Source organism: Solimonas soli DSM 21787, assembly GCF_000474945.1.
GTDB classification, from domain to species: Bacteria; Pseudomonadota; Gammaproteobacteria; order Nevskiales; family Nevskiaceae; genus Solimonas; species Solimonas soli.
Map to the genome: position 1 here is coordinate 154,253 of NZ_AXDW01000001.1, position 26,413 is coordinate 180,665.

The 26,413-nt window shown below is 67.2% G+C and carries 25 protein-coding genes; 19 read left to right on the forward strand and 6 right to left on the reverse strand.

Features of this window, described 5'->3' with window-relative positions; translation table 11 throughout:
• Nucleotides 1-12 precede the first annotated feature (12 nt).
• Nucleotides 13-882, reverse strand: coding sequence for a tyrosine-protein phosphatase (locus K344_RS0100730; RefSeq protein WP_084196790.1), 870 nt, complete (start codon nt 880-882; stop codon nt 13-15).
• Nucleotides 883-1,087: 205 nt separating this feature from the next.
• On the opposite strand from K344_RS0100730, the gene K344_RS19465 reads away from it, so the two are divergent.
• Nucleotides 1,088-2,158, forward strand: coding sequence for a phosphotransferase (locus K344_RS19465; RefSeq protein ID WP_051361729.1), 1,071 nt, complete (start codon nt 1,088-1,090; stop codon nt 2,156-2,158).
• A 200-nt stretch (nt 2,159-2,358) separates the two neighbouring features.
• On the opposite strand, the gene K344_RS22700 is transcribed toward K344_RS19465, so the two are convergent.
• The gene (locus K344_RS22700) at nt 2,359-3,042 is read right to left on the reverse strand and encodes a TetR/AcrR family transcriptional regulator (RefSeq protein WP_028079071.1); all 684 of its coding nucleotides are present in this window, start codon (nt 3,040-3,042) and stop codon (nt 2,359-2,361) included.
• 194 nt (nt 3,043-3,236) lie between these two features.
• On the opposite strand from K344_RS22700, the gene K344_RS0100745 reads away from it, so the two are divergent.
• The 4 genes from K344_RS0100745 to K344_RS19475 are packed head-to-tail and all read left to right on the forward strand — an operon-like array spanning nt 3,237 to nt 6,314.
• Nucleotides 3,237-4,223, forward strand: coding sequence for a thiamine pyrophosphate-dependent dehydrogenase E1 component subunit alpha (locus K344_RS0100745; RefSeq protein ID WP_028079072.1), 987 nt, complete (start codon nt 3,237-3,239; stop codon nt 4,221-4,223).
• Nucleotides 4,224-4,247: 24 nt separating this feature from the next.
• On the forward strand, nt 4,248-5,273 hold the full coding sequence (locus K344_RS0100750; protein WP_051361730.1) for an alpha-ketoacid dehydrogenase subunit beta: 1,026 nt from the start codon (nt 4,248-4,250) through the stop codon (nt 5,271-5,273).
• Nucleotides 5,274-5,298: 25 nt separating this feature from the next.
• Complete coding sequence (locus K344_RS0100755) at nt 5,299-5,529, forward strand: biotin/lipoyl-containing protein (RefSeq protein ID WP_028079074.1); 231 nt, start codon at nt 5,299-5,301, stop codon at nt 5,527-5,529.
• The gene (locus tag K344_RS19475) at nt 5,526-6,314 is read left to right on the forward strand and encodes a 2-oxo acid dehydrogenase subunit E2 (protein ID WP_051361731.1); all 789 of its coding nucleotides are present in this window, start codon (nt 5,526-5,528) and stop codon (nt 6,312-6,314) included. Before K344_RS0100755 ends, K344_RS19475 begins: the two co-directional genes overlap by 4 nt.
• A gap of 95 nt (nt 6,315-6,409) precedes the next feature.
• Here the strand turns inward: K344_RS19475 and K344_RS19480 are convergent, their stop codons facing one another.
• Nucleotides 6,410-7,090, reverse strand: coding sequence for a TetR/AcrR family transcriptional regulator (locus tag K344_RS19480; RefSeq protein WP_169729219.1), 681 nt, complete (start codon nt 7,088-7,090; stop codon nt 6,410-6,412).
• A gap of 98 nt (nt 7,091-7,188) precedes the next feature.
• Here K344_RS19480 and K344_RS0100770 point away from each other — a divergent pair, with 98 nt between their 5' ends.
• Nucleotides 7,189-8,520, forward strand: a complete 1,332-nt coding sequence (locus tag K344_RS0100770; protein WP_051361732.1) for a cytochrome P450 — start codon at nt 7,189-7,191, stop codon at nt 8,518-8,520.
• A gap of 30 nt (nt 8,521-8,550) precedes the next feature.
• On the opposite strand, the gene K344_RS0100775 is transcribed toward K344_RS0100770, so the two are convergent.
• A complete protein-coding gene (locus K344_RS0100775) occupies nt 8,551-9,624 on the reverse strand; it encodes an NAD(P)H-dependent flavin oxidoreductase (protein WP_157622699.1) in 1,074 nt (357 codons plus the stop codon).
• Between the two features lie 109 nt (nt 9,625-9,733).
• On the opposite strand from K344_RS0100775, the gene K344_RS19485 reads away from it, so the two are divergent.
• The 8 genes from K344_RS19485 to K344_RS0100815 all read left to right on the forward strand — a co-directional run bounded on the left by K344_RS19485 (nt 9,734) and on the right by K344_RS0100815 (nt 18,462).
• Nucleotides 9,734-10,525, forward strand: a complete 792-nt coding sequence (locus K344_RS19485) for an enoyl-CoA hydratase/isomerase family protein (RefSeq protein WP_051361733.1) — start codon at nt 9,734-9,736, stop codon at nt 10,523-10,525.
• Between the two features lie 31 nt (nt 10,526-10,556).
• Entirely contained in the window at nt 10,557-11,738 is a 1,182-nt protein-coding gene (locus tag K344_RS0100785; RefSeq protein ID WP_028079077.1) for an acyl-CoA dehydrogenase family protein, read from the forward strand.
• Nucleotides 11,735-12,817, forward strand: coding sequence for an acyl-CoA dehydrogenase family protein (locus tag K344_RS0100790; protein WP_028079078.1), 1,083 nt, complete (start codon nt 11,735-11,737; stop codon nt 12,815-12,817). The genes K344_RS0100785 and K344_RS0100790 overlap by 4 nt, the downstream gene beginning before the upstream one ends.
• A 138-nt stretch (nt 12,818-12,955) precedes the next feature.
• Nucleotides 12,956-13,639 carry a TetR/AcrR family transcriptional regulator gene (locus K344_RS22705; RefSeq protein ID WP_051361734.1) on the forward strand — a complete coding sequence of 228 codons (684 nt, stop codon included), beginning with the start codon at nt 12,956-12,958 and terminating at the stop codon, nt 13,637-13,639.
• Nucleotides 13,640-13,735: 96 nt separating this feature from the next.
• A complete protein-coding gene (locus K344_RS0100800; protein WP_028079079.1) occupies nt 13,736-15,049 on the forward strand; it encodes an aromatic ring-hydroxylating oxygenase subunit alpha in 1,314 nt (437 codons plus the stop codon).
• Between the two features lie 65 nt (nt 15,050-15,114).
• A complete protein-coding gene (locus tag K344_RS19495; protein WP_051361735.1) occupies nt 15,115-16,824 on the forward strand; it encodes an FAD-dependent oxidoreductase in 1,710 nt (569 codons plus the stop codon).
• Nucleotides 16,802-17,962: an NADH:flavin oxidoreductase gene (locus K344_RS0100810; RefSeq protein ID WP_245586059.1), complete on the forward strand. Its 1,161-nt coding sequence runs from the start codon at nt 16,802-16,804 to the stop codon at nt 17,960-17,962. The genes K344_RS19495 and K344_RS0100810 overlap by 23 nt, the downstream gene beginning before the upstream one ends.
• Before the next feature lie 47 nt (nt 17,963-18,009).
• Nucleotides 18,010-18,462, forward strand: coding sequence for a nuclear transport factor 2 family protein (locus K344_RS0100815; RefSeq protein WP_028079081.1), 453 nt, complete (start codon nt 18,010-18,012; stop codon nt 18,460-18,462).
• Between the two features lie 160 nt (nt 18,463-18,622).
• Here the strand turns inward: K344_RS0100815 and K344_RS0100820 are convergent, their stop codons facing one another.
• Complete coding sequence (locus tag K344_RS0100820; protein WP_084196794.1) at nt 18,623-21,064, reverse strand: TonB-dependent receptor; 2,442 nt, start codon at nt 21,062-21,064, stop codon at nt 18,623-18,625.
• A 103-nt stretch (nt 21,065-21,167) separates the two neighbouring features.
• The gene (locus K344_RS19500; RefSeq protein WP_051361736.1) at nt 21,168-21,494 is read right to left on the reverse strand and encodes a DUF4286 family protein; all 327 of its coding nucleotides are present in this window, start codon (nt 21,492-21,494) and stop codon (nt 21,168-21,170) included.
• A gap of 420 nt (nt 21,495-21,914) precedes the next feature.
• Here K344_RS19500 and K344_RS0100830 point away from each other — a divergent pair, with 420 nt between their 5' ends.
• The 5 genes from K344_RS0100830 (at nt 21,915) to K344_RS0100850 (ending at nt 26,413) form a co-directional block, all read left to right on the forward strand.
• Complete coding sequence (locus K344_RS0100830) at nt 21,915-22,892, forward strand: thiamine pyrophosphate-dependent dehydrogenase E1 component subunit alpha (protein WP_028079083.1); 978 nt, start codon at nt 21,915-21,917, stop codon at nt 22,890-22,892.
• An 8-nt stretch (nt 22,893-22,900) separates the two neighbouring features.
• A complete protein-coding gene (locus tag K344_RS0100835; RefSeq protein ID WP_043113428.1) occupies nt 22,901-23,899 on the forward strand; it encodes an alpha-ketoacid dehydrogenase subunit beta in 999 nt (332 codons plus the stop codon).
• Between the two features lie 94 nt (nt 23,900-23,993).
• A complete protein-coding gene (locus tag K344_RS24745) occupies nt 23,994-24,122 on the forward strand; it encodes a hypothetical protein (RefSeq protein WP_281169415.1) in 129 nt (42 codons plus the stop codon).
• A 110-nt stretch (nt 24,123-24,232) separates the two neighbouring features.
• Nucleotides 24,233-25,414, forward strand: coding sequence for an acyl-CoA dehydrogenase family protein (locus K344_RS0100845; protein WP_028079085.1), 1,182 nt, complete (start codon nt 24,233-24,235; stop codon nt 25,412-25,414).
• 195 nt (nt 25,415-25,609) lie between these two features.
• Complete coding sequence (locus K344_RS0100850; protein ID WP_028079086.1) at nt 25,610-26,413, forward strand: SDR family oxidoreductase; 804 nt, start codon at nt 25,610-25,612, stop codon at nt 26,411-26,413.

Sequence of the window (26,413 nt, forward strand, 5' to 3'; positions counted from 1 at the left end):
GCCTGGGCGATGCTATTCCAGCAGCCGCTGCTGCAGCAGCCGGCGACGTTCGGCAGTAAGCCCGAACGCCTGTTCCAGATAGACGTCCACCGAGCCGTAGTCGACGCACAGCTGGTCGATCGCAGCGGCGAGGTACTCGCGCTGCACGCCGCAGACCAGGCGGATCAGCAGCGGATCGGGCTCGCGGTTCAGCGCCTTGGAAAGCAGCGTCTTGCCGTGCTCCCACATCGCCGCGACGCTGGCAGCACTGGACGACAGCAGGTAGTCGTCATAGATCGCCGGCTCCTCGACGTCCAGCGCGAGCAGCAGCATTGCCACCAGAAAACCCGTGCGATCCTTGCCAGCCGCGCAGTGGATCATGAGCGGCCGCGGCGGCCCGCTCAGCAGGTAATCCACGACCGCGCCGCAGCGGCCGTGGAATGCCTCGGGCATGCGCCGGTAGTTGTGCTGCATGAGCGCGAGCATCTTGGCCGCATCGGGTTCGGCGACGATGAGCTCGACGATGGCCTCGGTGGCGGCGCGCAGGTGATGATTGTTGACATCGACATGGGCGTCGTGGAGATCGAGCCCCTGCAGCCAGGCCTGTGGCGCACGTGCGCGCTCGTCCACGCCGCGCAGGTCGCAGACCATGCCCAAGCCTGCGGCCTGCAGGCGTTGCAGATCCTGTGCCGCGAGATGGTTCATGAGCGGCGCGCGGAAGATGCGTCCGCGCCGCAGCCGCCGGCCGTCGCGACTACGGCAGCCTCCCACGTCGCGGAAATTGGGAATGCCGTCGAGTAGCAAGCCTTGCTCGTGCATGTGTCCTTCGGGATGCAGGCGATGCCGCAGATCGTCTGCGCCTGCGCCGGCAAGCTGTGGCCGGGCCACGAGCGGGCCGTGCATCGCCGACGCCGGTGTCGTGTCCGTAGCGGTTTGTCTTGATCTCCTGTTGTTGACTTTATACTCGTAAAGATTTCATTGTCCACTAAAGCCCGGTGCTGCGACGCGCCGCGCACACATCGAAAACAGCACAAGACCGCAGAGGAGAACATTCGTGGCCCAGCCTTCATCGTTTTCGGATTCGCTTGCAGAACCGTTCCCCGAGTCAGTGTCGGATCTCACGCCGCAACGACTGACCGCGCTGATTTCCAGGCACCATCCCGGCACCGTGGTGCAGGGCTTCGAAGTGCTCAAGTCCAGCCAGTACGGCGAGGCCATGGTCTCCACCTCGGGACGCGCACTGTTGTCGCTCGACTATGCGCCAGGCACCGGCGCGGACCTGCCGCAACGCGCCATCCTCAAGCTGCCGCGCGAGATCAGCGAGATGATCGCGCCGATGTACGTCAACGAAGTGCGTTTCTACACGCAGATCGGCAATGAGATCGGCATCGAGACGCCGCGCCTGCTCGGCGGCACCTGCGATCCCAAGTCGGGCCGCTACGGTCTGCTGCTCGAAGACCTCACGCTGCGCAGCGCGCGCTTCCCCAACGTCACCGAAGAGATCACGCTGGCGCAGATCGAAACCCTGCTCGACACGCTGGCCGCGCTGCATGCCCGCTACTGGCAGAGCCCGCGCTTCGCGTCCGATCTTTCATGGTTCGAGACGCATGTCGATGGCCCGGTGTGCCGGCTGATGAACGACATCGTGCCGATGATCATCCAGCAGGAAATCGACAACAATCCGTTCAAGCGCGAACTGGTGCAGCGCCTGCGCACCAGCGGTCCGCAGCTGCTGGCGGGCACGCAGGCCGTGCAGCGGCATCAGGCGAAGCTGGCGCAGACCGTGCTGCACGGCGACACGCACCTGGGCAACACCTACCTGCTGCCCGACGGCCGCGCCGGCCTGCTCGACTGGCAGCTCACCGTGCGTGGCCATTGCGCGCACGACGTGAGCTACCTCATCACGACCGCCTTGAGCATCGGCATGCGCCGGCAGCACGAGCGCGAGCTGCTGCGCCGCTATCTGGATCGCCTCGCCGCGCTCGGCGTGGCGCAGCCGCCGAGTTTCGAGCAGCTGTGGGCCGAATACGCACGCGCGCTGGTGTGGGGCGTCTACATCGGCTGGCTGACCACGCCCGTGGTCAACTACGGCTGGGAGATCAACGTGGTGAACCTGCTGCGGCTGTCGACCGCCTACGAGGACCTGGACACTGCGCGGCGGGTCGCGGAAGTCCTGTAGGCGCTTTCAGTGGACTTCGGTGCGCCGTAATCGCGGAAGGAAGGCCTGGTTGCCGCTCCCGGAAGGAGCGGGAAACCAGCAAGGCTTTGCGCCACGCAAGAGCATCGGTCCCGGCAGCGAGGTGCGCCGCGTCATCGCCCCTCGAGGCCGGGACTGGCGCTCCTCCTGCAAACGCCGGTTCGGTGCGGCTTCGCGCCACTTCATTTGGCCTTCTTCACCGCCGCCTTTTTCGCAGGCGCCCTGCCCTTGCCTGGCGTGCTGCCCACACTGGGCGTCTGCAGCGCCAGGTAGATGAGATCGGCGACGTCGTCCTGCATCTTCGCCGACGGCAGCTTGCGCTCCTGCGAATGCAGCAGGAAGAACAGGCGATCCATCATGAGGATCAGCAGCACGAGTTTGTTCTGCACGCGTTCCTTGTCGGCAGGCGGGTAACTCTTGAGCAGCTTCTCGAGGCCGCCGGTGATGCGGTAGCCGTCGGTGATCACGTCGGCGGCAAGCTCCGGCTCCGCGCCCATCGCGTCCCACAGCGCCTCGCAGCGCACATGCGTGTTCGCCCACATCCGCGCATAGTCGTCGACCCAGGCGCGCACTTCCTTCCAGCCCGGGCTGGCGCTGGCGTCGAGCTTGGCCAGCATGACGTCCATCTCGGCATTGACCTCGTCGCGGAACAACCGCACGAGGTCGGCCTTGTTGCGGAAGTGCTGGTAGAACGTGGTGTGCGTGGTGCCCGCGCGCTGGGCGATCTGCTGGATGGTGGTGGGGCGAAAGCCCTGCGAGGCGAACAGCTCGGTTGCGGCCTTGATCAGCCGCTCGCGCGTAAGCTTCTTGAACTCCTCGCGCAGGGAAGTGCGCTGCCCGTCCGCCGCCGCTACCGCTTTCGCCATTGCTCCGCTTCCTTCGCCGATCGATCGGTGCCTAGCTTAGCAAGCAAGTCTCGACATGCGCTCACGGCCTGCGTTATCTTTACGACTATAAGGTTAGTTTCATCTATCGCATCCTTTCACTCGACTGTCACGGTCCGCAGTTCGGAGCCGGGCGGCAGAAAACCCAGAACGTACCGCAGCAGCGGAGGACCCCCATGAGCTCTGCACCCATCCCGGATCGCGCAATCCTGGTCGACATGTATCGCAAGATGACCACGATCAAGCAGAACGACGAGAAGTCGCGTGCGATCATCCTCAGCGGCAAGATCCCCATGGTCTACTACTCGCCGCGCGGACAGGAATGCATCCCCGCCGCGGTGTCGGTGAACCTCACGCCCGAAGACAACATCTGCACGATCTATCGCGGCACCCACGACATGATCGCCAAGGGCGTGCCGCTCAAGGACCTCTGGGCTGAGCTCGCGGGCCGCGCAACGGGCACTTGCAAGGGCAAGGGCGGCCCCATGCACATCACGCATCCGGCCTCCGGCGTGCTTGTGACCACCGGCATCGTCGGCTCCAGCCTGCCGATCGCCAACGGCGTGGCGCTGGCCTCGCAGATCCGCGGCGACAAGCGCGTGGCCGTAGCCTATTTCGGCGACGCGGCGTCCAACATCGGCGCCTTCCACGAGGCGCTCAACATGGCCGCGGTGTGGAAGCTGCCGGTGATCTTCGTCTGCCAGAACAATCGGTACGGCGAGCACACCAAGTACGAGAAAACCACGGCGGCCAAGCAGATCGCCGACCGCGGCGCCGCCTACTCGATGCCCGGCGTGCGCGTCGACGGCAACGACCCGGTGGCCATGTACAACGTGGCCAAGACCGCCATCGACCGCGCGCGCGCGGGCGAAGGCCCCACGCTGATCGAGGCCATGACCTTCCGCTTCTATGGCCACGTGTTCGGCGACGCCGACAAGTACATGGATCCGGGCGAGAAGAAGGCCGCGATGGCGGCCGACCCGGTTCCGCGCTACCGCCAGTGGCTCATCGACAACGGCCACATCACGGCCGGCGAACTCGAGACCATGGAGAAACAGATCGACGCCGAACTCACCGAGGCCATCGAAGCCGCCATCGACGCGCCGTGGCCGGAAGTCTCCGAGCTGCGCAAGGACGTCTTCGCCGAAGAAATCGCGGCCTGAGCTCGCGGCCCAAACGAGAACACCATGACAACCGAAAGTCCCAGCAAGCCCGCCGTCAAGAAGATCGGCATGATCCAGGCGCTCAACATGGCGCTGCACGAGGCCATGTCCAAGGACGAGCGCGTGATCGTGCTCGGCGAGGACGTGGCCGACCCTGAAGAAGGCGGCATCGTCGGCGTCACCAAGGGTCTGTCGACCGCCTACGGCGACCTGCGCTGCCGCTCCACGCCGATCTCCGAGCAGGCCATCGTCGGTGCCGCCATCGGCGCGGCCATCGTCGGCATGAAGCCGATCGCCGAAATCATGCTGATGAACTTCACCACGGTCGCGATGGACATGATCGTGAACCACGCGGCCAAGCTGCGCTTCATGTCCGGCGGACAGACCGGCGTGCCGCTGGTGATCCGCACCGCCACCGGCGCCGGCCTGTCGGTGGGCGGCCAGCACGCCGACTACTACGAGGCCTGGTTCGCGCACACGCCGGGCATCAAGGTGGTGATGGCCTCCACGCCCGCCGACGCCTACGGCCTGCTGCTGTCGGCCATCGACGATCCCGATCCCGTTATCTTCGTCGAGAACACGCTGCTGTACTTCTCGCAGGGCGAGCCGCCCGAGCCGGGCAAGCGCGTTCCGCTGAGTGTCGCCAACGTGGTCAAGCCCGGCAGCGACGTCAGCCTGGTGTGCTACGGCTCGCACGTGGCGCCGTCGCTGGCCGCGGCCGGCAAACTCGAAGCCGAAGGCATCTCGGTGGAAGTCATCGACCTGCGCACCATCTCCCCCTGGGACCGCAAGACCGTGCTGGCCTCGGTGGCCAAGACCGGCCGCGCGGTGATCACGCACGAGGCGGTCAAGCCCTTCGGCGTGGGCGCCGAGATCTCGTCGGTGATCCACGAGGAACTGTTCGACAAGCTCAAGGGCCCGGTGCAGCGCGTGGGCGCGCCCTACTGCCCGGTGCCCTACTCCAAGCCGCTCGAAGTCGCTTTCATGCAAGGTGCCGAGGCCATCGAGGCCGCCGTGCGCAAGACCCTGCAGGCGCGCGCCGCCGCCTGACCCACCTACTACCGAAAGAGAAATCATGGCCACACCCATCCTCATGCCCAAGGTCGGCTTTTCGATGAACGAAGGCACGGTCGCCGAATGGCTGGCCGCCGACGGCGCCCAGGTGACGCAAGGCGAGCCGCTGTTCAGCCTGGAGAGTGAGAAGTCGGTACAGGAAATCGAATCGCCGGCCACCGGCAAGCTGAAGATCATCGCCGTCCCCGGCGAGGTCTACGAGGTCGGGACCGTGCTTGGCGAAATCACGTGAGCACGCCCGCCGCGCCCGCGAGCCCGCCGACGCTGACCGAGGCGCTTGCCTCGCTGCCGCCGCTGCCGTCGATCGACTTCTCGCTGTTCGGCGAGGTGGAGAGCAAGCCGGTGACGCGCATCAAGCGGTTCACCGCCGCTTTCCTCGCGCGCAACTGGGTGACGATTCCGCACGTCACCCATCAGGACGAAGCCGACATCACCGCGCTGGAGGCGCTGCGCCGCAATCACGTGGCGCCGTCACCGGACGTCAAGATCACCGTGCTGCCGTTTCTGATGAAGGCGGTAGTCAAGGCACTCGCGCAGTATCCCCAGTTCAACGCTTCGCTCGACGCGACCGGCGCCAACCTCGTATTCAAGAAATATTTCCACATCGGCATCGCAGTCGATACGCCCCGCGGCCTGCTGGTGCCGGTGATCCGCAACGTCGATCGCAAGAGCATCGCCGAACTGTCCGCGGAACTTGCCGCGATCTCGCGCAAGGCACGCGAGAAAGGCCTGTCGATGGACGAAATGTCCGGCGGCTGCTTCTCCATCAGCTCGCTGGGCGGCATCGGCGGCACCGCGTTCACGCCCATCATCAACGCGCCGGAAGTCGCCATCCTCGGCGTCTGCCGCTCGTTCCAGAAACCCATGCCGAACCGCGACGACCCGCAGCGCATCGACTGGCGCACCATGCTGCCGCTGTCGCTGAGCTATGACCATCGCGTGATCGACGGCGCCGATGCCGCGCGTTTTTGTGCGTCCCTCGCCGCGAGCCTGGCCGAGCCGGAGTCGCTGGCCTAGTTCCGAACAAGCCCTCATCCGCGCCTGCAGGGCAGCCTCTCGCGCACGCGCAGAAGCAACGTCAAGCTCGCGCTATCGGGATGCAAGCCGCCTGGCTAGCGATGCGCTCGCCAGCCGTCGAGCAGCAGATCGACCACACTGGCGGCGCGCTTCTTGAGCACCGCGGCCGACGTCGGCGGATCGGCCAGCAGGAAGTTGAATCCGCCCATCGCGAGAATCGCGAGGTCCAGCGTCGCGGCTGCGGGATCGGCCACGCGCAGCAGGCCGTCGCGCACCGCCTGCCGCAGGTAAGCCGTCACGGGTTCGAACAGATGACCCACCTCGGCCAGCATGGCCGCGGCGATGTCCGGGAAGCGCTGCGACTCCGCGATCAGCAGGCGCGCGAGCCCGCGCAATACCGGATCGGCCGCCAGCGTCTGCACCTGGCGCACGATGCTCGTGAGCACCGATTCGAGCAGCTGATCACCCTGGATCGAGGTATCCAGTTCGCTGCGCACGCGCGCCAGGCCATGCAAGGCGGCGGTGCGGAACAGCTCGTTTTTGGTCTTGTATTGCAGATAGACCGTGTTCTTGCTGACTTTCGCGCGCCGCGCGATGCCGTCCATGCTCGCGCCTGCATAGCCCTGCTCCAGGAACACTTGCAGTGCGATGCCGAGCAGGTCCTCGCGGAAACGCAGCGCATCCGCATGCGACGGTCGGCCGCGCGGCCTGCGCTTGGGCGCGCCCTGCGCGGGCTTGTGTGCGGCGGCGGGCCGCCGGTTGTTCGGAGATGGCATGGCCGCCATTTTACGCGAGCCTTGCGGAGGTAATAATTGGACACTATAGTCCTATTAATAGGACCTTATGTCCTTCTTAAACAGACTGGAGAATCGCCATGAAAACGGCCGCCGCAACGCTTCCGCCCAAGCCCCGCTCCGCCGGTGCACAGCTGATCGAGTCCTGGCAATGGACCGCGAGCCAGATCGGCAAGGGCTTGTGGCTGGCGCTCAACGCGCCGCGGGAGATCAGCGCGCGCCCCGATCACGTGCCGGCCGATCGCGTGGTGGACTTCGACTTCGCCAACATGGAAGGCGCCGAGACCGACGTGCACGCGGCCTGGAAGCGCCTGCACGACGGCCCCAGCCTGTTCTGGACGCCGCGCAAGGGCGGCCACTGGGTGGTCACGCGCGCCGAACTCATCGATATGGTGCTGCGCGATCCCGAGACTTTCTCGAGCACCGAGGTGATCCTGCCGCGCGGCTCCAAGCCGCTGCGCCTGCTGCCCATCGAGGCCAACCCGCCCGACCATCAGCACTACCGCGCCCTGGTGATGAGCTGGTTCACACCCAAGGCGGTGGCGGCCATGAAGCCCGGCATCCAGGAGCGCACGATCGAGATCATCGAGGCGATGCTGCCGAACGGCCGCTGCGAATTCGTCTCGGAATTCGCCAAGCGCCTGCCGATCGCGATCTTCCTGCAACTCGTCAACCTGCCCATGGAAGACCGCGAGAAGCTGCTGGAATGGACCGAAACCGCGGTGCGTTCCAAGAACGCGCTGCATATCCTGTCGTCGTTCCTCAAGACCAACAACTACATCGAGGGCTGGATCCGCAGGCGCCGCGCGGAACCGGGCAACGACCTGTTCAGCGCCATCGTCAACGGCCGCATCCAGGGCCGCCCGCTGACGCACGCCGAGATCCAGGGCATGCTCACGGTGATCCTGTTCGGCGGGCTCGACACGGTGGCGGCCATGCTCGCGTTCATGACCAAGTTCCTGGCCGAGAACCCCGGCCATCGCCAGCAGCTCATCGACCGCCCGGAACTCATTCCCGGCGCCATCGACGAACTCATGCGCCGCTACGGCATCGTCAACCTGTCGCGCCTGGTGGCGCGCGACTGCGTGATGGACGGCGTGCGCCTGAAGAAGGGCGACATGATCCACATTCCCAACAGCCTCTATGGCGTGGACGAGCGCCGCCATGTGAATCCGCTGGACGTCGATTTCACCGCCCCGCTCAAGGCCGATCGCCACGCCTCGTTCGGCCTGGGCATCCACCGCTGCGCGGGCGCGCTGCTGGCGCGCATGGAACTCGCCATCTTTCTCGAAGAGTGGCTCAAGCGCATCCCCGACTTCTCGATCGCGCCGGGCGAGCGGGCGCGCACCGCCACCGGCCAGGTCAACGGCGTGACCTACCTGCCGCTGGTGTGGAAAACCGCCCGGGCGTGAAAGTGAAGCGGTCGCCCGGCGCGGCCGCCTTCACTGGAAGTAGGCCGAGCCCGCGCCGAGCCGCTCGCGGCATTCGAGCACGATGCGCCGGATCAGATCGGCGCAGCTCGGCACGTCGTCGATCAGGCCGATGACCTGGCCGCCCCAGACCAGGCCATTTTCCACCTCGCCGCTTTCCAGGGTCGCCCGTCCACGCGCGCCCGCAACCAGATGATGGATTTCGGCGAAGGCGACGCCGCCCGGGCGGCGCTCCATGGCCACCACCTCGTCGGAAATCGCGTTCTTCACACAGCGCGCCGAGTTGTTGAGCGTGCGGAAGATCAGGTTGGTGTCGCGCTCGCTCTTGTCGACCAGCAGCTGCTTGACCCTGGCATGGATCGGCGCCTCCTGCGTCGCGCAGAAGCGCGTGCCCATGTTGATGCCCTCGGCGCCCAGCACCAGCGCCGCCGCCAGGCCGCGGCCATCGGCGATGCCGCCCGAGGCGATCAGCGGCACTTGCAGCCTGCGGGCCGCAGCCGGAATCAGGACCAGGCCGCCGACGTCGTCCTCGCCCGGATGCCCGGCGCACTCGAAGCCGTCGATCGAAACCGCATCCACGCCGCGACGCTGCGCTGCCAGCGCATGCCGCACCGCCGTGCACTTGTGCACGATCTTCATGCCCGCCGCCTTGGCCTTGGCGATGAAGGCCTCCGGCACGTTGCCCGCGGTTTCCAGGATCTTCACGCCGCCGGCGATCGCCGCGTCGAGGTAAGCCTCGTAGGGCGGCGGAGCGGCGGCCGGCAACATGGTCAGGTTGACGCCGAAAGGCTGCGCCGTCATCGACCGGCAGCGCGCGATCTCGTCGGCGAGCGCCTCGGGCGTCGGCTGCGTCAGCGCGGTCAGTACACCCAGGCCGCCCGCGTTGGAGACCGCCGACGCCAGCTCCGCGCGTCCCACCCATTGCATGCCGCCCTGGATGATCGGAAAGCGGATGGCGAGCAACTCGGTGACGCGGGTGCGCATGCGCGGCTCGGCTGGGGCAACGCTGGGACGGGATTCTTGGTTCACGGCGATTCTTTGTCGAACTCTGGTTGCGGCTGGGGCGGTGTTATGACAGCATCTCATTTATTATGTTAGCCATACACACATAGCGTTAGTATTACACACTCTAGTAGCTCGGCCGGCATCGAGGCAAGACCGTCGGCACCGACATCCAGCGCGCCCGAGGAACACCATGCGAAGCGAGCACTACCCGAACCTGCTGGTCGAAGCCGAGCCCGGGCCCGAGATCGTCACCGTCGCCATCGACCGCGCCGACCGGCTCAACATGCTGGATGGCGAAACCCAGCGCTCGCTGGCGAGCTTCCTGTTCGACGTGTCGCACGATTCGGGAGTGAAGGTGGTGGTGCTGACCGGCGTCGGCGCGAGCTTCTGCAGCGGCGCCGACCGCGATCATCTGCATCAGCTGGCCGATCAGCCCGAGCAGCTGGCACGAGCGCTGAGCCAGACGCGACAACTGCTGCTCGCGTTGCTGGAGTGTCCCAAGGTAGTGATCGCCAAGCTCAACGGCGACGCCATCGGCCTCGGCGCCACCCTGGCCCTTTTCAGCGACATTGCGGTAGCGGCGGAGCACGCGCGCATCGGTGCCTGCCGCGTGCAGCCGCGTATCAGTGCCGGCGACGGCGGCGCCCTGCTGTGGCCCCATCTGGTCGGCTTCGCGCGTGCCAGGCAACCTTGGTATCGCGACGACCTGTTCAGTGCCACCGAAGCCGCCGAGATGCGGCTGATCGCCGACGCGGTGCCGGCCGAGGCACTCGATGCCGTGGTCGACGACTGCGCGCGGCGCCTGGGCAGTGGCGCAATCGAGGCGATCCGCGACAGCAAGGCGGCCGCCAACCAGCAGCTGACGCGCCTGTTGTATTCGGTGCTCAACGCGCCGGGCCTGTACGAGCGGCCCGAGCCCTGCCCCATGCAGCGCACCGGCGCCGCCGCGCCAGCGGCCTCGCCGCAGGTCAGCTGCGAATGAGCATCGCACCGGGCCGGCCGGGAATCCCGCGATGAACCTGCAACTGAGCACCGAGGACGAGCGCTTCCTCGCCGAGGTCCGCGCCTTCCTCCACGGCGCCTTGCCGGAGGACGTCCGCCGGCGTGCGCTCACGCCGCTGCATCCGCCGCACGAGGACGACCGCCGCTGGTGGAACCGCCAGCTCTACGAACGCGGCTGGGCCGCGCCAAGCTGGCCGGTGGAATACGGCGGCTGCGGCTGGTCGCCGCTGCGCGCGCACCTGTTCGAACAGGCCTGCTGCGAGGCCGGCGCGCCGGAGCTGCGCTGGCAGGGCCTGCGCCTGTTCGGGCCGGTGCTCTACACCTTCGGCACGGCCGAGCAGAAGGCGCGCTACCTGCCGGGCATCCTGCGCGGCGACACGCAGTGGGCGCAGGGCTTCTCCGAGCCCGGCGCCGGCTCCGACCTGGCCTCGCTCAAGACCTCGGCCGTGCGCGACGGCGCTCACTACATCGTCAGCGGCCAGAAGATCTGGACCAGCGAGGCGCACTACTCCGAGATGGGCTTCTTCCTGGTGCGCACCGATGCCTCGGTGAAGCCGCAGGCCGGGCTGTCGATGCTGATCATCGACCTGCGCAGTCCGGGCGTGACGGTGCGGCCCATCACCATGCTGCACGGCGACACGGCGGTGTCGGAAATCTTTCTCGACCAGGTACGGGTACCCGCCGAAAACCTGCTGGGCGAGCCGGGCAGCGGCTGGACGCAGGCCAAGTTCCTGCTCGGCAACGAGCGCACCGGCGGCGCCGAAACCCATCACTCGCGGCGCATGCTGCGGCGCGTGACCGCGCTGGCACGCACCCGCCTGCGCGAAGGCCGGCCGTTGATCGAGGACGCGCGCATCGCCGCGCGCATCGCCGACGTCGGCGCCGACCTCGAAGCCCTGGAGTGGTCGGTGCTGCGCGTGCTCTGCGGCGCGCCGCAGCGCTGGGCCGAGGCGGCCGTGACCAGCGCGCTCAAGGTGCGCGGATCGGAAATCCAGCAGCGCGTGTCCGAGCTCGGCATGGAGATTTTGGGCTTCGACGCGCTGCGCCAGTACGGCCGCGACGAGGGCTTCGCCAGCCGCGACCTCGCTGCCGGCATCACCGCCGACCTGCTCTACCAGCGCGCGTCCACCATCATGGGCGGCGCGCGCGAAGTGCAGAAGAACATCATCGCCAAGCTGGCCTTCGGCCTATGAACTTCGAACCCAGCGACGAGCAGCGCATGCTCGCCGAGGCCGCCGAGCGCTACCTGCGCGACCATGGCGACGGCGACCACGACCACTGGCGCGCCTTCGCCGACTTCGGCTGGCTGGCGCTGCCGCTGCCCGAGGACGCCGGCGGCCTCGGCGGCAGCGATCTCGACGTCGGCGTGATCTGCCAGGCCTTGGGCCGCGGCCTGCTGCGCCTGCCCTACGTCGACAGCGTGGTGCTGGGCGGCGGGCTGATCGCCGCGAGCCGCGATGCGGCGCTGCGCGGCGACCGCCTGCGCCGCATCGCGGCGGGCGAGGCGGTGGTGGCGCTGGCCCATCGCGAAGCGGCGATGCGCAGCGATTACGACCTCGCCGTCACCGCCACCGCGGCGCGCATCGACGCGCAGTGGAAGCTCGACGGCCGCAAGCCGGGCGTGGTGCACGGCGCGCGCGCCGATCACTGGCTGGTCTCGGCGCGCATCGGCGATCAGGGGGCCGCGCTGTTCGTGGTCGACCGCGACGCCGCCGCCATCGAGCAGGACTACGCGCTCATCGACGGCAGCCGCGCGGCCGACCTGCGACTCGAGGCCACGCCGGCGCGCCTGCTGCTGGAGCCCGCCGACCTGCCCGAGGCATTGGAAAAGGCGCTGGACCGCGCCGTCGTCGCCGCCAGCGCAGCCGCCGTCGGCCACATGGACGCGGTGCTCGAGCAGACCGCCGATTACCTGCAGCAGCGCCGCCAGTACGGGCGAGCGCTGGCGCAGTTCCAGGTGCTGCAGCATCACCTCGCCGATATGCTCATCGACTGCGAACAGGCGCGCTCCTCGCTGCTCGCCGCGCATGCCGCACTGCAGGCGGGCGACCCGGACCGGCGCCGCGGCGTGGTGTCGGGCACCAAGGCGCTGATCGGCAAGGCGGCGTTGTCGGTGGCCGCGCTCGGCATCCAGCTGCACGGCGGCATCGGCGTCACCGAGGAATACGCGGTGGGCCGCCGCTACAAGGCGCTGCTGGCCTATGCGCAGCGTTTCGGAGACCGCGAATTCCACCTGCTGCGACGCGCCGCGACCGCGGCGCCGTTATCATGAGTACGTTTGCGTTAGTGACAGTTACGCGATAATCTTTCCGCTAACGCAATGAACTGCGCGCGCCGTGACCGGCGGCGGCGTCGCACAAGGGCCGCCGATCGTAGTAGCGTTCGGGCAAACCTCAACAGGGCGGAATCGATGGCGGGCAAGGTGAGACTGAAAGTGGCAGCCAAGCTGCAACCCAAGACGGCGGTCAGGCCAGGCAGCGCGGCGGCGCCGTCCTCGCTGCGCGACGAGCACCGCCGCATCACGCGCGAACGCCTGGTGTCGGCTGCCAACGAGCTGTTCAAGACCCAGGGCTTCCGTGCCACCACGGTCGAGAACATCGCGCGCATGGCCGGCACCACGGTGACCACGTTCTACCGCTACTTCAACAGCAAGTCGGAGCTCGTGCACCTGTTGCAGGAGCAACTGTCTCTGGAGATGGCGGCCGTGGTCCAGCCGCTGGATTCCATCGCCCCCACGCGCGAGGCCGTGCGCCTGTGGATGAACAGTTACTACGCGATGTGGAAGCGCACCCACGTTCTCTGCGACGCCTACTGGGAAGCCGTGGGCGCCGACGCGGAACTGGCCTCGGACACCATTCCCGAGGGCTTGCGCCTGACCGCCCAGCTGCCCCGGCTCATCGGCCGATTCGAAGCCGCCACGCGCGACGAGGCGCAGCTGCGCGTGACCACGGTGATTCTCACGCTCGACCGCGTCTGCCTGCTGGTGCAATGCGAAAACAGGCCGGCCGAGAAGTCAGCCGTGCTCGATGCCTATACCGAGGTGCTCTGGCAGACGCTGTTCGGGCAGCGCGAGGCACCATGCAAGCGTAAATAAGTCACAACGGCACCGGCCCTGCGAACCGCGGGCCGGGCCTTTCGAAACAGGCGAGACCGACGACAGATCGATCCGCCGACGTATGAGGAGAAGACGATGGACGGAGACAAGAGGCAGTCTGCGCGCCGCATCCCCAAGGAGCGCTACCTCTCGCGCGAATTTTTGCAACGCGAGAAGGATCGGCTGTGGCCGCGCGTATGGCAGGTGGCCTGCCGGCTCGAGGAGATTCCCAAGGTCGGCGACTACGTCACCTACGACGTGGCCGACGAAACCATCGTGGTGGTGCGCACCGCGGCCGACCGCATCAAGGCCTATCACAACGTCTGCCCGCACCGTGGCCGTCAGCTCGTGCAGGGCTGCGGGCACGCGATCAACTTCCGCTGCCCCTATCACGGCTGGACCTTCAGCATCGAAGGCCGCAACGTGCATGTGCAGGATCGCCAGGATTACGGCGACACGCTGAACCCGTCGGAGCTCGACCTGCTCGAAGTCAAGCTCGATACCTGGGGTGGCTTCGTATTCGTCAACATGGACCCGGCCTGCGAGCCGCTGGCCGAGTTCCTCGATCCGCTGCCCGAATATCTCGACGACTTCGAATTCGAGAACATGCGCTATCGCTGGTACGTCACCACGGTGATGCCGGCCAACTGGAAAGCCACGCTCGAAGGCTTCATGGAGGGCTACCACGTCGCCGCCACGCATCCGCAGCTGCTGCGCTACCTGGGCGACGACTACACGCAGAGCTACGCGCTGGGCAAGCACGCGCACTTCGGCTACTGGGACATCAAGGCGCCGCCGGGCATGCCCTCACCGCGGCTCAAGGGCAGCGGCGAAGGCGGCGACGTGCGCGCGGGCGTGGTCGCCTTTTTCGAAATGTTCGAGCAGCAGCTCGCTGCCATCTGGACCGACCGCGACTACGAGGCCGCCAAGGCCGCGATGGCCAAGGCGCCCGCCGACATCGACGTGATAACCGCCTTCGGCATGGCCGTGGAAGCCGGCCGCGCCGCGGCCGAGGCCGAGGGCGCGGGCTATCCGCCGAAGCTCACCTTCGAGAAGCTCGCGCGGGCCGGCAGCGACTTCCACATCTTTCCCAACTGCGTGACGCTGCCCTGGTTCGACGGCACCCTGTGGTATCGCGCGCGCCCGAACGGCGACGATCCCGACAGCTGCATCTTCGACATCTGGTCGCTCAAGCGCTATGCGCCCGGCAAGGAGCCGCCGCTGCAGCGCCGCAAGGTGGATCTGAAGGCCGGCGACAGCGTCTGCGTGATCCTCGACCAGGACCTCAACAACCTTGACCACATCACGCGCGGCATGAAGTCGCGCGGGTTTTCCGCGGCGCGGCCCAACCCCGTGCAGGAAGTCGAGATCAGCCATTTCCATTCGACGCTCGACCGCTATCTCGACTAGACACCGCGCGCCTTCGCAAACAAGGCGCGTCGGGGCCGCCGTAACGGCGCAGGAGATCCTCCGCGATGAAGTTCGACCATCAGTACGATTTCGTGATCGTGGGCAGCGGCGCGGCGTCGATGTGCGCGGCGCTGGTCGTGCAGCAGCAGGGCAAGCGCGCCCTGGTAGTGGAGAAGACCGACCAGGTGGGCGGCTCCACGGCCATGTCCGGCGGCGTGGTGTGGATACCCGACAATCCCGCCATGAAACGCGCGGGCGTGGCCGACAGCTACGAAAAAGCGCGTGAATACCTCGATGCCTGCGTGGGCGACGTCGGGCCTGCGTCTTCGCCGCAGCGCCGGCATGCGTTCCTGAGCCAGGGTCCCAGGGCCATCGAGTTTCTCGAACGCCTGGGCATGGAGTTCGTGCACGCCGAGGGCTATTCGGACTACCACGAGGGAACCCGGCCCGGCGGCATTGCGCGCAGCCGCTCGCTGGTCGGCCGCATTTACGACGCGCGCCGCCTGGGCGCATGGCGATCCCGGCTGCGCCGTTATCCCGGCATCCCGCCCATGGAGATGCACGAGTCCGGGCCGCTGGGGCTCAACGGGCGCACCTGGGAATCGGCGCGCACGTTCGCACGCGTGGCGCTGCGCCTGCTGCGCAACAAGCTCGGCGCCGACCTGGTCGGCACCGGCGCGGCGCTGCAGGGACGCCTGCTCGAGATCGCGCTGCGCCACGAGGTTCCGATCTGGCTCGATGCGCCCGTGCAGCGCCTGATCACCGACGACGATCGCGTCGTCGGCGTGGAACTGCACAAGGACGGCAAGACGCTCCGCGTGGGCGCCGCCGACGGCGTGCTGCTCAACGTCGGCGGCTTCTCGCACAACCGGCAGATGCGCGAGCAGTATCAGCAACAGCCGACCGGCACCGATTGGACGCACGCCAATCCCGGTGATACCGGCGAACTGCTGCAAGCGGCGATCGGCCTGGGCGCGGACGTCGCCCTGATGGAACAGAGCTGGTGGGTTTCCACCTCGGTGACGCCGGACGGACAGCGGCTGATCCATCCGTTCGACATGTCCAAGCCGTACTGCATCCTCGTCGACAGCGGTGGCTCGCGCTACGTCAACGAATCCACCTCCTATATGGAAGTCGGCATCCGCATGTATGCACGCGACCGGATCGTACCGGCGGTGCCGAGCTGGCTGATCATGGACAGCCGCCACCGCAAGCGCTATCGCTGGGGAGGGCTGCCCGGCGGCGAACCGCCCAGGGCCTGGCTCGACAGCGGCTACATGATCCGCGCCGATTCGCTGGATGCGCTGGCGGAAAGCTGTGCGATTCCGGCCGCCACGCTGCGCGCCACGGTGGCGCGCTTCAACGATTTCGCGCGCAGCGGCGTGGACGCGGATTTCCAGCGCGGCATGAGCGCCTACGATCGCTGGCAGGGCGACCCGGCCGCCGGCCCGAATCCGAACCTGGGCAGCATCGAAAAGCCGCCGTTCTACGCCTGTCGCCTCTATCCGGGTGACGTCGGCACCTGCGGCGGCATGCTGACCGACGAATACGCGCGCGTGCTGCGCCAGAACGGCAGCACGATCGCAGGGCTCTATGCGACCGGCAACTGCACGGCTTCCGTCCTCGGGCGCGCCTATCCCGGCGCCGGCGCCAGCATTGGCGCCTCGCTGACGTTCGGCTACATCGCCGCCCGGCATGCCATCGACGCCTCGACCCCGGCCAGCGCCGGCCCTCACGTGTCCAAGAGCATCCATGAGTCTTGCCATGCCAGCTGAATCCGCCACGACCCCGGGATTTTCGAAACTCTTCGCACCGGGGCGCTTCGGCCCCCTGCAGGTCCGCAACCGCATCGTGATGGCGCCGATGACGCGCCAGCTCAGCCCGGGCGGCATGCCGCACGAAGGCGTGGCCCGCTACTACCGCCGTCGTGCGGAAGCCGACGTCGGCCTGATCATCACCGAGGGCTGCTGGATCGATCATCCGGGCGCGTCCAATGATCCCGGCGTTCCGCGCTTCTACGGCGATGCATTGGACGGCTGGCGCAAGGTACTGGCGGAGGTGCATGCCGCCGGCGCCAAAATCATCCCCCAGCTCTGGCATATCGGCCTCTACACGACTGCCGCCGTCGCCGGTTTCGAAAAGGTCAACGACCAGCTGCGGCCCGATCAGGTCGGGCCGTCCGGCTACTCGGGCACCATCGGCGTCGCGCCCACGCTGCGCGGCAAGCCGATGACCGACAGCGACATCGCCGACGTCATCCAGGCCTATGCGAAAAGCGCCGAGGCATCGCTGGCGCTCGGCTTCGACGGCATCGCGCTGCATGCGGCGCACGGCTATCTGATCGACCAGTTCTTCTGGGCCGAGACCAACCGGCGCGACGACCGCTACGGCGGCAGCATCGCGGCGAGAACCACCTTCGCCGCCGAGATCGTGCGCGAAATCCGCCGCCGTACTGCGCCGGACTTTCCCATCATGCTGCGCTTCTCCCAATGGAAACTGCAGAACTACGCGGCGAAGCTCGTCCAGACGCCGGACGAGCTGATGCAGTTTCTCGCCCCGCTGGTGGATGCCGGGGTCGACATCTTCGACTGCTCGCAGCGCCGCTTCTGGGAGCCCGAATTCGCCGGCAGTGAACTCAATCTTGCCGGGTGGACGCGCAAGCTGAGCGGCAAGCCGACCATGACGGTCGGCTCGGTCGGCCTCGACGGCGAACTGATTGCCAGCTTCAGCGGGGAAGCGAGCCATCCGGCGAGCCTGGAGAAGCTGTTCGCCCGCCTCGAACGCGACGAATTCGACCTGGTAGGCGTTGGCCGGGCGCTGCTCGCGGACGCGGAGTGGGCCAGGAAGGTGAGAGCCGGCCTCATCCACACGGCCAAACCCTACTCGGCCGCCGCGCTCGCCGAACTGGTGTGACAGACCACGGACCCGCCTACGGCGCAAGACGACACGAGGAGAACGAAATGCCGACGAAAGACCAGACCGCGCAGACACTGATCGATCTGCAGGACGTGCAGCGGGTCAAGTCGCTCTATTGCGATTTGATCGATCGTGTGATGCGGGAGCGCCGGCCGGAGGACGCCGAGCAGCTCAGCCTGCTGTTCACCGAGGACGCGCTGCTCGACTTCGGCACCCTGCCCTTCGGCCGGCACCAAGGGCGCGCGGCCATTACCCAGCTGTTCACCGAAACCCTGCCGCAGGCGGTCTGCTGGATGTGGCATTCGGTCAGCACGCCGATCATCGACATCCAGGGCGATCACGCGACCGGCAAGTGGACGCTGTACGCGCTCGCCGTTCCCGCAGCCACGCCCGAGGCCCCGGCGTTCCCGACCTTTGGCCGCTATGCCGACGAGTTCCGCCGCATCGACGGCCAGTGGAAGCAGAGCCTGATGCGCTTCCACAACGAGACGCGCTGAAGATCCGGCCGCAGACGGGGCCGCCAGGCGGCACGCGCCCCACAGTGAACGGACGCCCAGGGCCGCACCGGCGGTAAGCGGTACTTCCGAGGCCCGGGCCGGCGCCGCTGATCAGCTGCTGCAGGCATCCGCTCCGTGGCCGGTTTTCTCTGCACGGTGCTCACTCGAAGTCGTAGTTGACGCGCACGCCGTAGACCGACTTGGGCGCGCGGGTGTCGTTGGTACCGAAGTCGGTGATGAACAGGCCGGTCGTGTATTCGGCATTGGTGATGTTGGTGCCGAACAGCGTGACCCGCAGATTCCACGGCTCGACCAACAGGCCGACGTGCGCACCGAGCACGCCGTAACCCTTCTGTTCGGATTGCGGGCTGTTCTGCGCCAGGTAGTAGAGCTTGGTGCTGCGGTAATAGTCGACGCCCAGTTCCAGCGGTCCGATCGGCGTGGACAGCGTCTGCACCAGGTTGGCGGTGCCCGACAACTTGGGCGAGCGCACGCCGCGGTTGCCCTTGTAGTCATTGTTGCCGGAATAGATGCCAGTCACTTCGTTGAAGCCGGAGCCGTTGGGATAAGACGTGTAGTAACAGTCCACGTAGGCACCGCTCAGGGTCAGCACCGGGCCGCCGATGCTCGGGAACAGCTGGATCAGCGAGTCGAAGTCGACACCCTGCGAACGCAGCGACCCGGCGTTCTCGAAGCTCACGGTCCCGCCGTTCAGCAATGACGCGAACTGCACCTGCACGTCGTCGAGATCGTAGCGCCAGGCCGCGGCGTTGAGCACGACGGTATTGTCAAACAGCCGTGTCTTGATGCCCAGCTCGTAGGCGGTCATCTTCTCGGGCTTCACTTTCTCGACAGTGGTGTCGAGAAAATTGGTCACGTTGTAGACCGAGCTCTTGGTCGCGGTCTGCGCCGTGGCGTAGAGCAGTGGATCGCTGCCGAGCCAGCCCCAGCCCGGGCGGAAGTCCAGGGAGATCTTCGGATCGAAGGAGTTGGTCGTGTCCTCCAGGTCCGGATCGTTGTTCGCGCTCTTGTCGAGGTACTGGATACGATTGCCGTTCGTCTCCAGCAGACCGGCGCTGGACTCGATCACGCGGCGCTTCTCGTCCTGGAAGCGGGCGCCCAGCGTCAGCGAGAACCAGTCGGTGACTTTGGCGGTTGCCTGCGTGTAATAGGCGAGCGAGCGCGTCGCCTGCAGGCCGGTGATTTCGATCACGCCGCCGGTCGGAATCGGCAGGCCGCCGGCGGCCTTCTTGATGACATTGACGATGGCCGGCGGCAAGTCCAGGCCGAGGATCGTTCCGTTCTCGATATCGGTGTTGGTGGCGTTGAAGGTGGCGCGCTTGAGACCGGAGTCGGACCAGAAGTAGTACACACCGAAGATGTACTGCAGCCAGTCGCTGCCCCAGGACGTGTCGTTGGAGATCAGCTGCAACTCCGCAGTGCGCACGTCGGCCTGACCCGGATCGGCCTGGAAGCTCACCAGCGGCAGCGGCGATCCGTCGAAGTCGAGCACCTGCCGGTTCTCGATGTGCTGATCGCTGCCCAGCAGCTTGATGTCGAGCCAGTCGGTGAAGAACTGCAGGTCGCCCGAGTACGTGGTGCTATTGATGCTGAAGGCGATGGGTGTGTCGAGCGAGCCCTTGTAAGGATCCTGCGGCCGGATCGCGGCACCGAGGATCGGACTCGGATGGTCGTTGGGGCCGAATTGCGCGCTCTGCGACGACTCGTCCAACTTGTAGGCCATCAGGTTGAGTTCGGTCCACTCGGCCGGCGCCCAGCGCAGCTTGATCCGCCCGCCCTTGGTCCGGTTGTTATCCTCGGCCTGGCCGTGAACGGTTCCGTCGGTGTAGGGCCGGCCCTCGTTGAAAATGCCGCTGAGGCTGATGCCCAGCGTGCCATCGATCAAGGGCACACCGACCGAGGCGCGTGTCTGCCAATAGTCGAAATCCTTGTAGGTGGCCTGCGCGGATACGGTGTAGTGGTCCAGGGGCGCCTTCTTCGTGACGATGCTGATGGCGCCGCCGATGGCGTTGCGGCCAAACAGGGTGCCCTGCGGCCCCTTCAGCACTTCGATGCGCTCCACCTCGCCGAAGTCGCTGACCAGGCCGACGCCAAACGGGTTGTAGACGCCGTCCACGTACTGCACGACGCTGGGGTCCGCGAACAGGAAGGCGTCGGAGCCGATGCCGCGCAAGTAGGTCATGGCATAGCCGAACGAACTGGTGACCGTCAGCGAGGGCGTGATGCGCGGCAGTTCCGCCGTCGAGGTGATGCCGCGCGCGTCGAGCGAGTCCGCGCTGAAGGCCTGCACCGAGATCGGCACGTCCTGCAGGTTCTGCTCGCGTTTCTGCGCGGTCACCACCACCTCTTCGATCAGGCGGTTGCCGGATGCGCGGTCTTCCGGCGGCGGCGGCGGTGCATCGGTGGCCACCGGAATGGTCGCGAGCTCCTCGTCGCCCTGCGGCGGCGCCGGCGGCGCCGGCTGCGCAGGGCCGAGGTCGCTGGCCTGGTCGGCGGCGGGCTGAATCTGCGCCAGGCTGCCGTTGCTCGCGGCGAACGCGAGCAGGGCGAGTGTCACGCTGGGAATCGGACGTCTGGACATTGGGATTTCCTGTCACGGATGGCGAATGACAGCCGGCTGGAGCAGGCACGCTCGACGCAGCGGCACCGGGGCGGCCAGCGTCGCGCGGGGCGCCGACGCCGGCTCAGGCGATGCGGCGTTCGGTGATGGGCCGGAATACCGACGCCGCCACGCGCTCCATGTCCATGGCCGGAGATACGGGCATGGCGGCGCTGCCGGCGAGCGCCTCGAGGCGCGCGCGGATGCCTTCCGGGTCCTCGGTTTCCACCTCGTAGATCGCCAGGTACGGAGCCGGCATCGCGTTGTCGCCGACTACCTGGAAGCGTTGTGCGGCGACGAAGCCGGGCACTTTGAGCACGTCACCCAGATGCTGCTCGTCGTACCAGCGGTTGTAGTCCGGCTCTTGCCCTTCCGCGGGTCGGGTGAAGACGACATATAAGACCTTGGCCATCGGATTCTCTCCCCTGTGACTTCTTCCCGCGACCAGCCGCGTGTATCGCCGATGCGTAAGACTCATCGCGCGCATGGCGAACACCGCTGCAGCCCCTTGGGCGAGCGGCGGATCGCTATCGTGGATTTTTCATGTATCGCGCTGCCGCGCGAATCGCCTGGAAGACAACATCGCTTTCTCCTCGCACGTCGGCATCTCTCGTTCTGATCGGAGCCGGCGCTGCGGCCGGTGCTCCGTACCGAGTGGCTGCCGCATGCCGCCGCGACGCCCTCGATGTGTGTCACGATGCTATTGCATTACGCTGACTAACGCAACCATACAGACACTGCCGTTTTGTCTGCTATCATCTCGTTTCAGTTATTCGAATACCAAAAAACCCAGGGGCGCAGGATAGCGCCTCATATGGGGAGAGCCTGACGAATGAATGCAGCGCCCGACAGCCGCACCCTGCTCGCCATTTATCGCAAGATGTCCGCGATCAAGCACAACGACGAACGCTTCATCAGCACCATGCTGGCCGGCCGGCTGAGCATGCCCTACTACTCCGCACGCGGGCAGGAATGCATTCCCGCGGCGATCAGCGTGCTGCTGCGCGACGACGATTACCTCGTCACCATCTACCGCGGCGTGCACGACATGATCGCCAAGGGCGTCCCGCCCCGGCTGATCTGGGCGGAGTTTGCGGGCCGCAGCACCGGCACCTGCAAGGGCAAGGGCGGACCGATGCACGTGACGCATCCCGAGTCGGGCTGCATGGTCACCACCGGCATCGTCGGCGCGGGCATGCCCATCGGCTGCGGCCTGGCGCTGTCGGCGCAGCTGCGCGGCGATGGCCGCGTCACCGTGACCAACTTCGGCGACGGCGCCAGCAACATCGGCGCCTTCCACGAATCGATGAACCTCGCGTCGGTGTGGAAGCTGCCGCTGGTCTTCGTCTGCCAGAACAATCGCTATGCCGAGCACACCGCGCTGGCCACGGGCACGTCGATCGAACGCATCGCCGACCGCGCGGCCAGCTATGGCATGCCGGGCCTGCACGTCGACGGCAACGATCCGCTCGCGGTCTACGCCGCGGCACAGGAGGCCATCGAACGCGCGCGCTCGGGCGGCGGACCCACGCTCATCGAAGCCATGACCTTCCGCTTCAACGGCCACCTGATCGGCGACTCGGGCGACTACATTCCCAAGCCCGAGTACGCGGCCGCGGTGGCCGCGGACCCCTACCCGCGCTATCGCCGATGGCTTGCCGACAATGGCCACGCAAACGCCGGCGAACTCGATGCGATCGACGCTGCGATCAAGGCCGAAGTCGATGCCGCGATGCAGTTCGCATTCGACAGCCCGCTGACCGATGTCGCCGAAGTCACCCGCGACGTGTTCGCCGACCACGCCGCCTGAGGAGCGCCATGACCATCCAGACCAGCAAGGCCGACAAGGCGACGATCGTGCAGGCCCTCAACTGGGCGCTCGACGATGCCATGGCCGCGGACGACCAGGTGATCGTGTTCGGCGAGGAAGTGGCCGACCCCGAGGGCGGCGGCCTGATGAAAGTCACGCAGGGCCTGTCGACCAAGTACGGCAGCCGCGTGCGCTCGACGCCGATCTCGGAGATGGCCTTCACGGGCGCCGCGGTGGGCGCGGCCATCACCGGCATGCGGCCGGTGATCGAGATCATGCTCATGAACTTCCTGGCCGTGTGCATGGACCCCATCACCAATCACGCGGCCAAATTGCGCTTCATGTCGGGCGGCCAGACCAGCGTGCCGATGGTGATCCGCACCATGACCGGCTCGGGCTTCCAGACCGGCGGCCAGCATTCCGATTTCCTCGAAGCCTGGTTCTGCCACACGCCCGGCATCAAGGTGGTGATGCCGTCGAACGCGGCCGATGCCTATGGCTTGATGCTGGGCGCGATCCGCGACCCCGACCCGGTGCTCTTCGTGGAGCACCTGCTCAGCTACTGGACGCCCGGCGAGCCGCCCGAGCGCGGCAAGGCCATCGCGCTGGGCAAGGCGCGCATCGCGCGGCCCGGCAGGGACGTCACCCTGATCGGCTACAGCCGCTCGATGATGGACCTGCCCGTGGTGGCGCAGAAGCTCGCCGGCGACGGCATCGACTGCGAGATCGTCGACCTGCGCACGGTGTCGCCGCTCGACATGGACACCATCCTCGGCTCGGTGCGCAAGACCGGCCGCGTGGTGATCGTGCACGAGGCGGTGAAGTCGTTCGGCGTGGGCGCCGAAGTGGCCTCGCGCATCTACGAGTCACTGTTCCGCGAACTCAAGGCGCCCATCGCTCGCGTGGCGTCCAAGGACGCGCCGGTGCCGTTCGCCAAGCACCTGGAAGCGGCCTTCCTCTACAGCCACGCGGAAATCGAAGCGGCCGTGCGCGGCACCTTGCTCTGATCCGTCCGGTTCACCCGTGATCCCCCGCGGGCGATCACCGATCTGCTCCTCCTTCTGGTGACGCCGGCCACGGCCTGGCCGCTCGTGGCACTACATGGTCGTGCAGGGACTCGCGCAGGGCCCGGGCAACATGCAGCTGCGCGCCATCGTCGCCGACGTCGCAGACCGCCAGCGCCTCGAAGCGGGCGTGGATCGCGCCGGCCTGCCCTTGGCACCGAACTAATAGTTCGTTAGTTTCTGGCCTCCACCCGCTCGCCACGCAGCGGCACTTACCAGTCGCTTCCGCGTCCCATGCACGGGAACCAGGAGGCCGTAGTCCCAGGAGATCGCGTCATGGCAGAAAGCACTTCCCACCCCGGCCTTGCCACGGCTGCACTGCGCGAGGCCGCGCAACGCATCGCCGCGCAGCTGCCCGCGCGCGCCGCGCAGGCCGACCGCGAGCGGCTGATTCCCGACGAGACCATCGCCGCGCTGCGCGAGGCCGGCCTGCTGCGCCTGCTGCAGCCCGCGCGCTGGGGCGGCCACGCGGCGCACCTGCAGCAGATGATCGACATCGCCAACATCCTCGCCGAACAATGCCTGTCGACGGCCTGGGTGTTCGGCGTGCTCAGCGTGCAGAGCTTCATGCTGGCGCTGTTCGACGAGCGTGCACAGCGCGACGTCTGGGGCGAGGACGACAGCGCGCTGCTGTCGTCCTCGTTCATGCCCGCGGGCAAGGTCACGCGCGCCGACGGCGGCTTCCGCCTGAGCGGGCAATGGCCGTATTCCAGCGGCAGCGCGCATGCGCAATGGGCGCTGATCGGCGGCATCGTTCCGCCGGCCTCGGCCGAAGGCAAGCCCGAAATGCGGGTCTTCCTGGTGCCGCGCAGCGATTACCAGATCGTCGACACCTGGCACACCTTCGGCCTGCGCGGCACCGGCAGCAACGACCTCAAGCTCGCCGAGGCCTTCGTGCCCGAGTATCGCAGCTGGTCGCCGGGCCAAGGCCTGCTGCCGGGCAGCAAGCAGTCGATCCACGAAGAAGCCTTGTTCCGCATGCCCTGGCTGTTCATCTTCGGCTCGTCGGTCGCCGGCCTGGGAATCGGCGGCGCGCGCGGCGCGATCGCCGCGTTCATGGAGACCGCGCGCGCCAAGCTCGCGGGGCCGCCCGGGCCGAGCAAGCTCGACCCGGCGGCGCTGCAGGCGGCCGCCAAGGCGCGCAGCGAGGTCGACGAACTCGACGCTTCGCTGCGCCGCAGCGTTGCGCGGCTGATGGACTGCGCCGCATCCGGCGCGGCGATGGCACCTGCCGAGGCCTGGCAGCACCGCGTGGTGCTGAACTCGGTGGTGCGCCGCTGCACCGCGCTGGTCGACGGGCTGATGCCACACATCGGCGCCAAGAGCGTGTTCTCGGCGCATCGTTTCACGCGCTACTGGCTCGACCTGTGCGCGGCGCGCGCGCATCCGGGCAATGACCCGGCGACCGCCGCGGCCGAACTCGGCAAGCTGCTGCTGGAGAGCAGCGCGCCCGGTTGAACGCGCCGCGGGAGCGCCGGCGCCCGGCGCGCCGGTTCCAGCGCGGACGCGCTTCGGATGATCGTTTCCGCACTGCAAGCTGCATCGAAAACTGACAAGCCCGCATTGCATCAATCCATTAGATGATGGATAGTCAGTTTTCGAGAGGGGCCATCAGACCCGCATGCATGCGGGCGTATCGCATAAGGAGGACACATGGATCTGGGTATCGCAGGCAAGGTCGCCGTCGTCGCCGGCGGAAGCAAGGGCATCGGCCGCGCCGCGGCGCTGGAACTCGCGCGCAACGGCTGCAAGCTGGTGATCGCGGCGCGCACGCAGAAGAACATCGACGAGGTGGTGGACCTCATCCGCGCCGAAGGCGGACAGGCGGTCGGCATCGCCACCGACCTGCTGCAGCTCGACAACTACGCCAAGGTACTGCACGCCTCCGAGCAGGCCTTCGGCGCGCCCGACATCGCGATCCAGAGCATCGACGGCCCCAAGTCGGGCTCGTTCCACGATCTGCGGGAAGAAGACTTCGCCGAGGCCTTTCACCTGAGCGTGCTCACGTTCTCGCGCTTCGTGCGCACCGTGATTCCGCACATGAAGCAGCAGCGCTGGGGCCGCGTGGTGCTGATCGGCTCGGGCGCCGTGAAGCAGCCGGTGCGCTCGACGCTGAACTTCAGCTACGCGCTGACCAACACGGTGCGCATCGCCGCGGTGGGCCTGCAGAAGACGCTGGCCTCGGAACTCGCGCCCTTCGGCATCACCATCAACACCGTCGCCACGGGCGTGATCGACACCGAGCAGCGCGCCGGCTTCTTCAAGGATCGCGCGGCCGACCTGGGCATGAGCGAGGAGGCCTGGAGCCAGGCCTTTTTGAGCATGATTCCCATGGGCCGCTACGGCAAGCCCGAGGAAGAAGCCAGCCTCGCGGTGTACCTGTGCTCGCAGCGCGCGGGCTATACCACCGGCGAGACCATTCTCTGCGACGGCGGTTTCGTCCAGAGCATGTTCTAA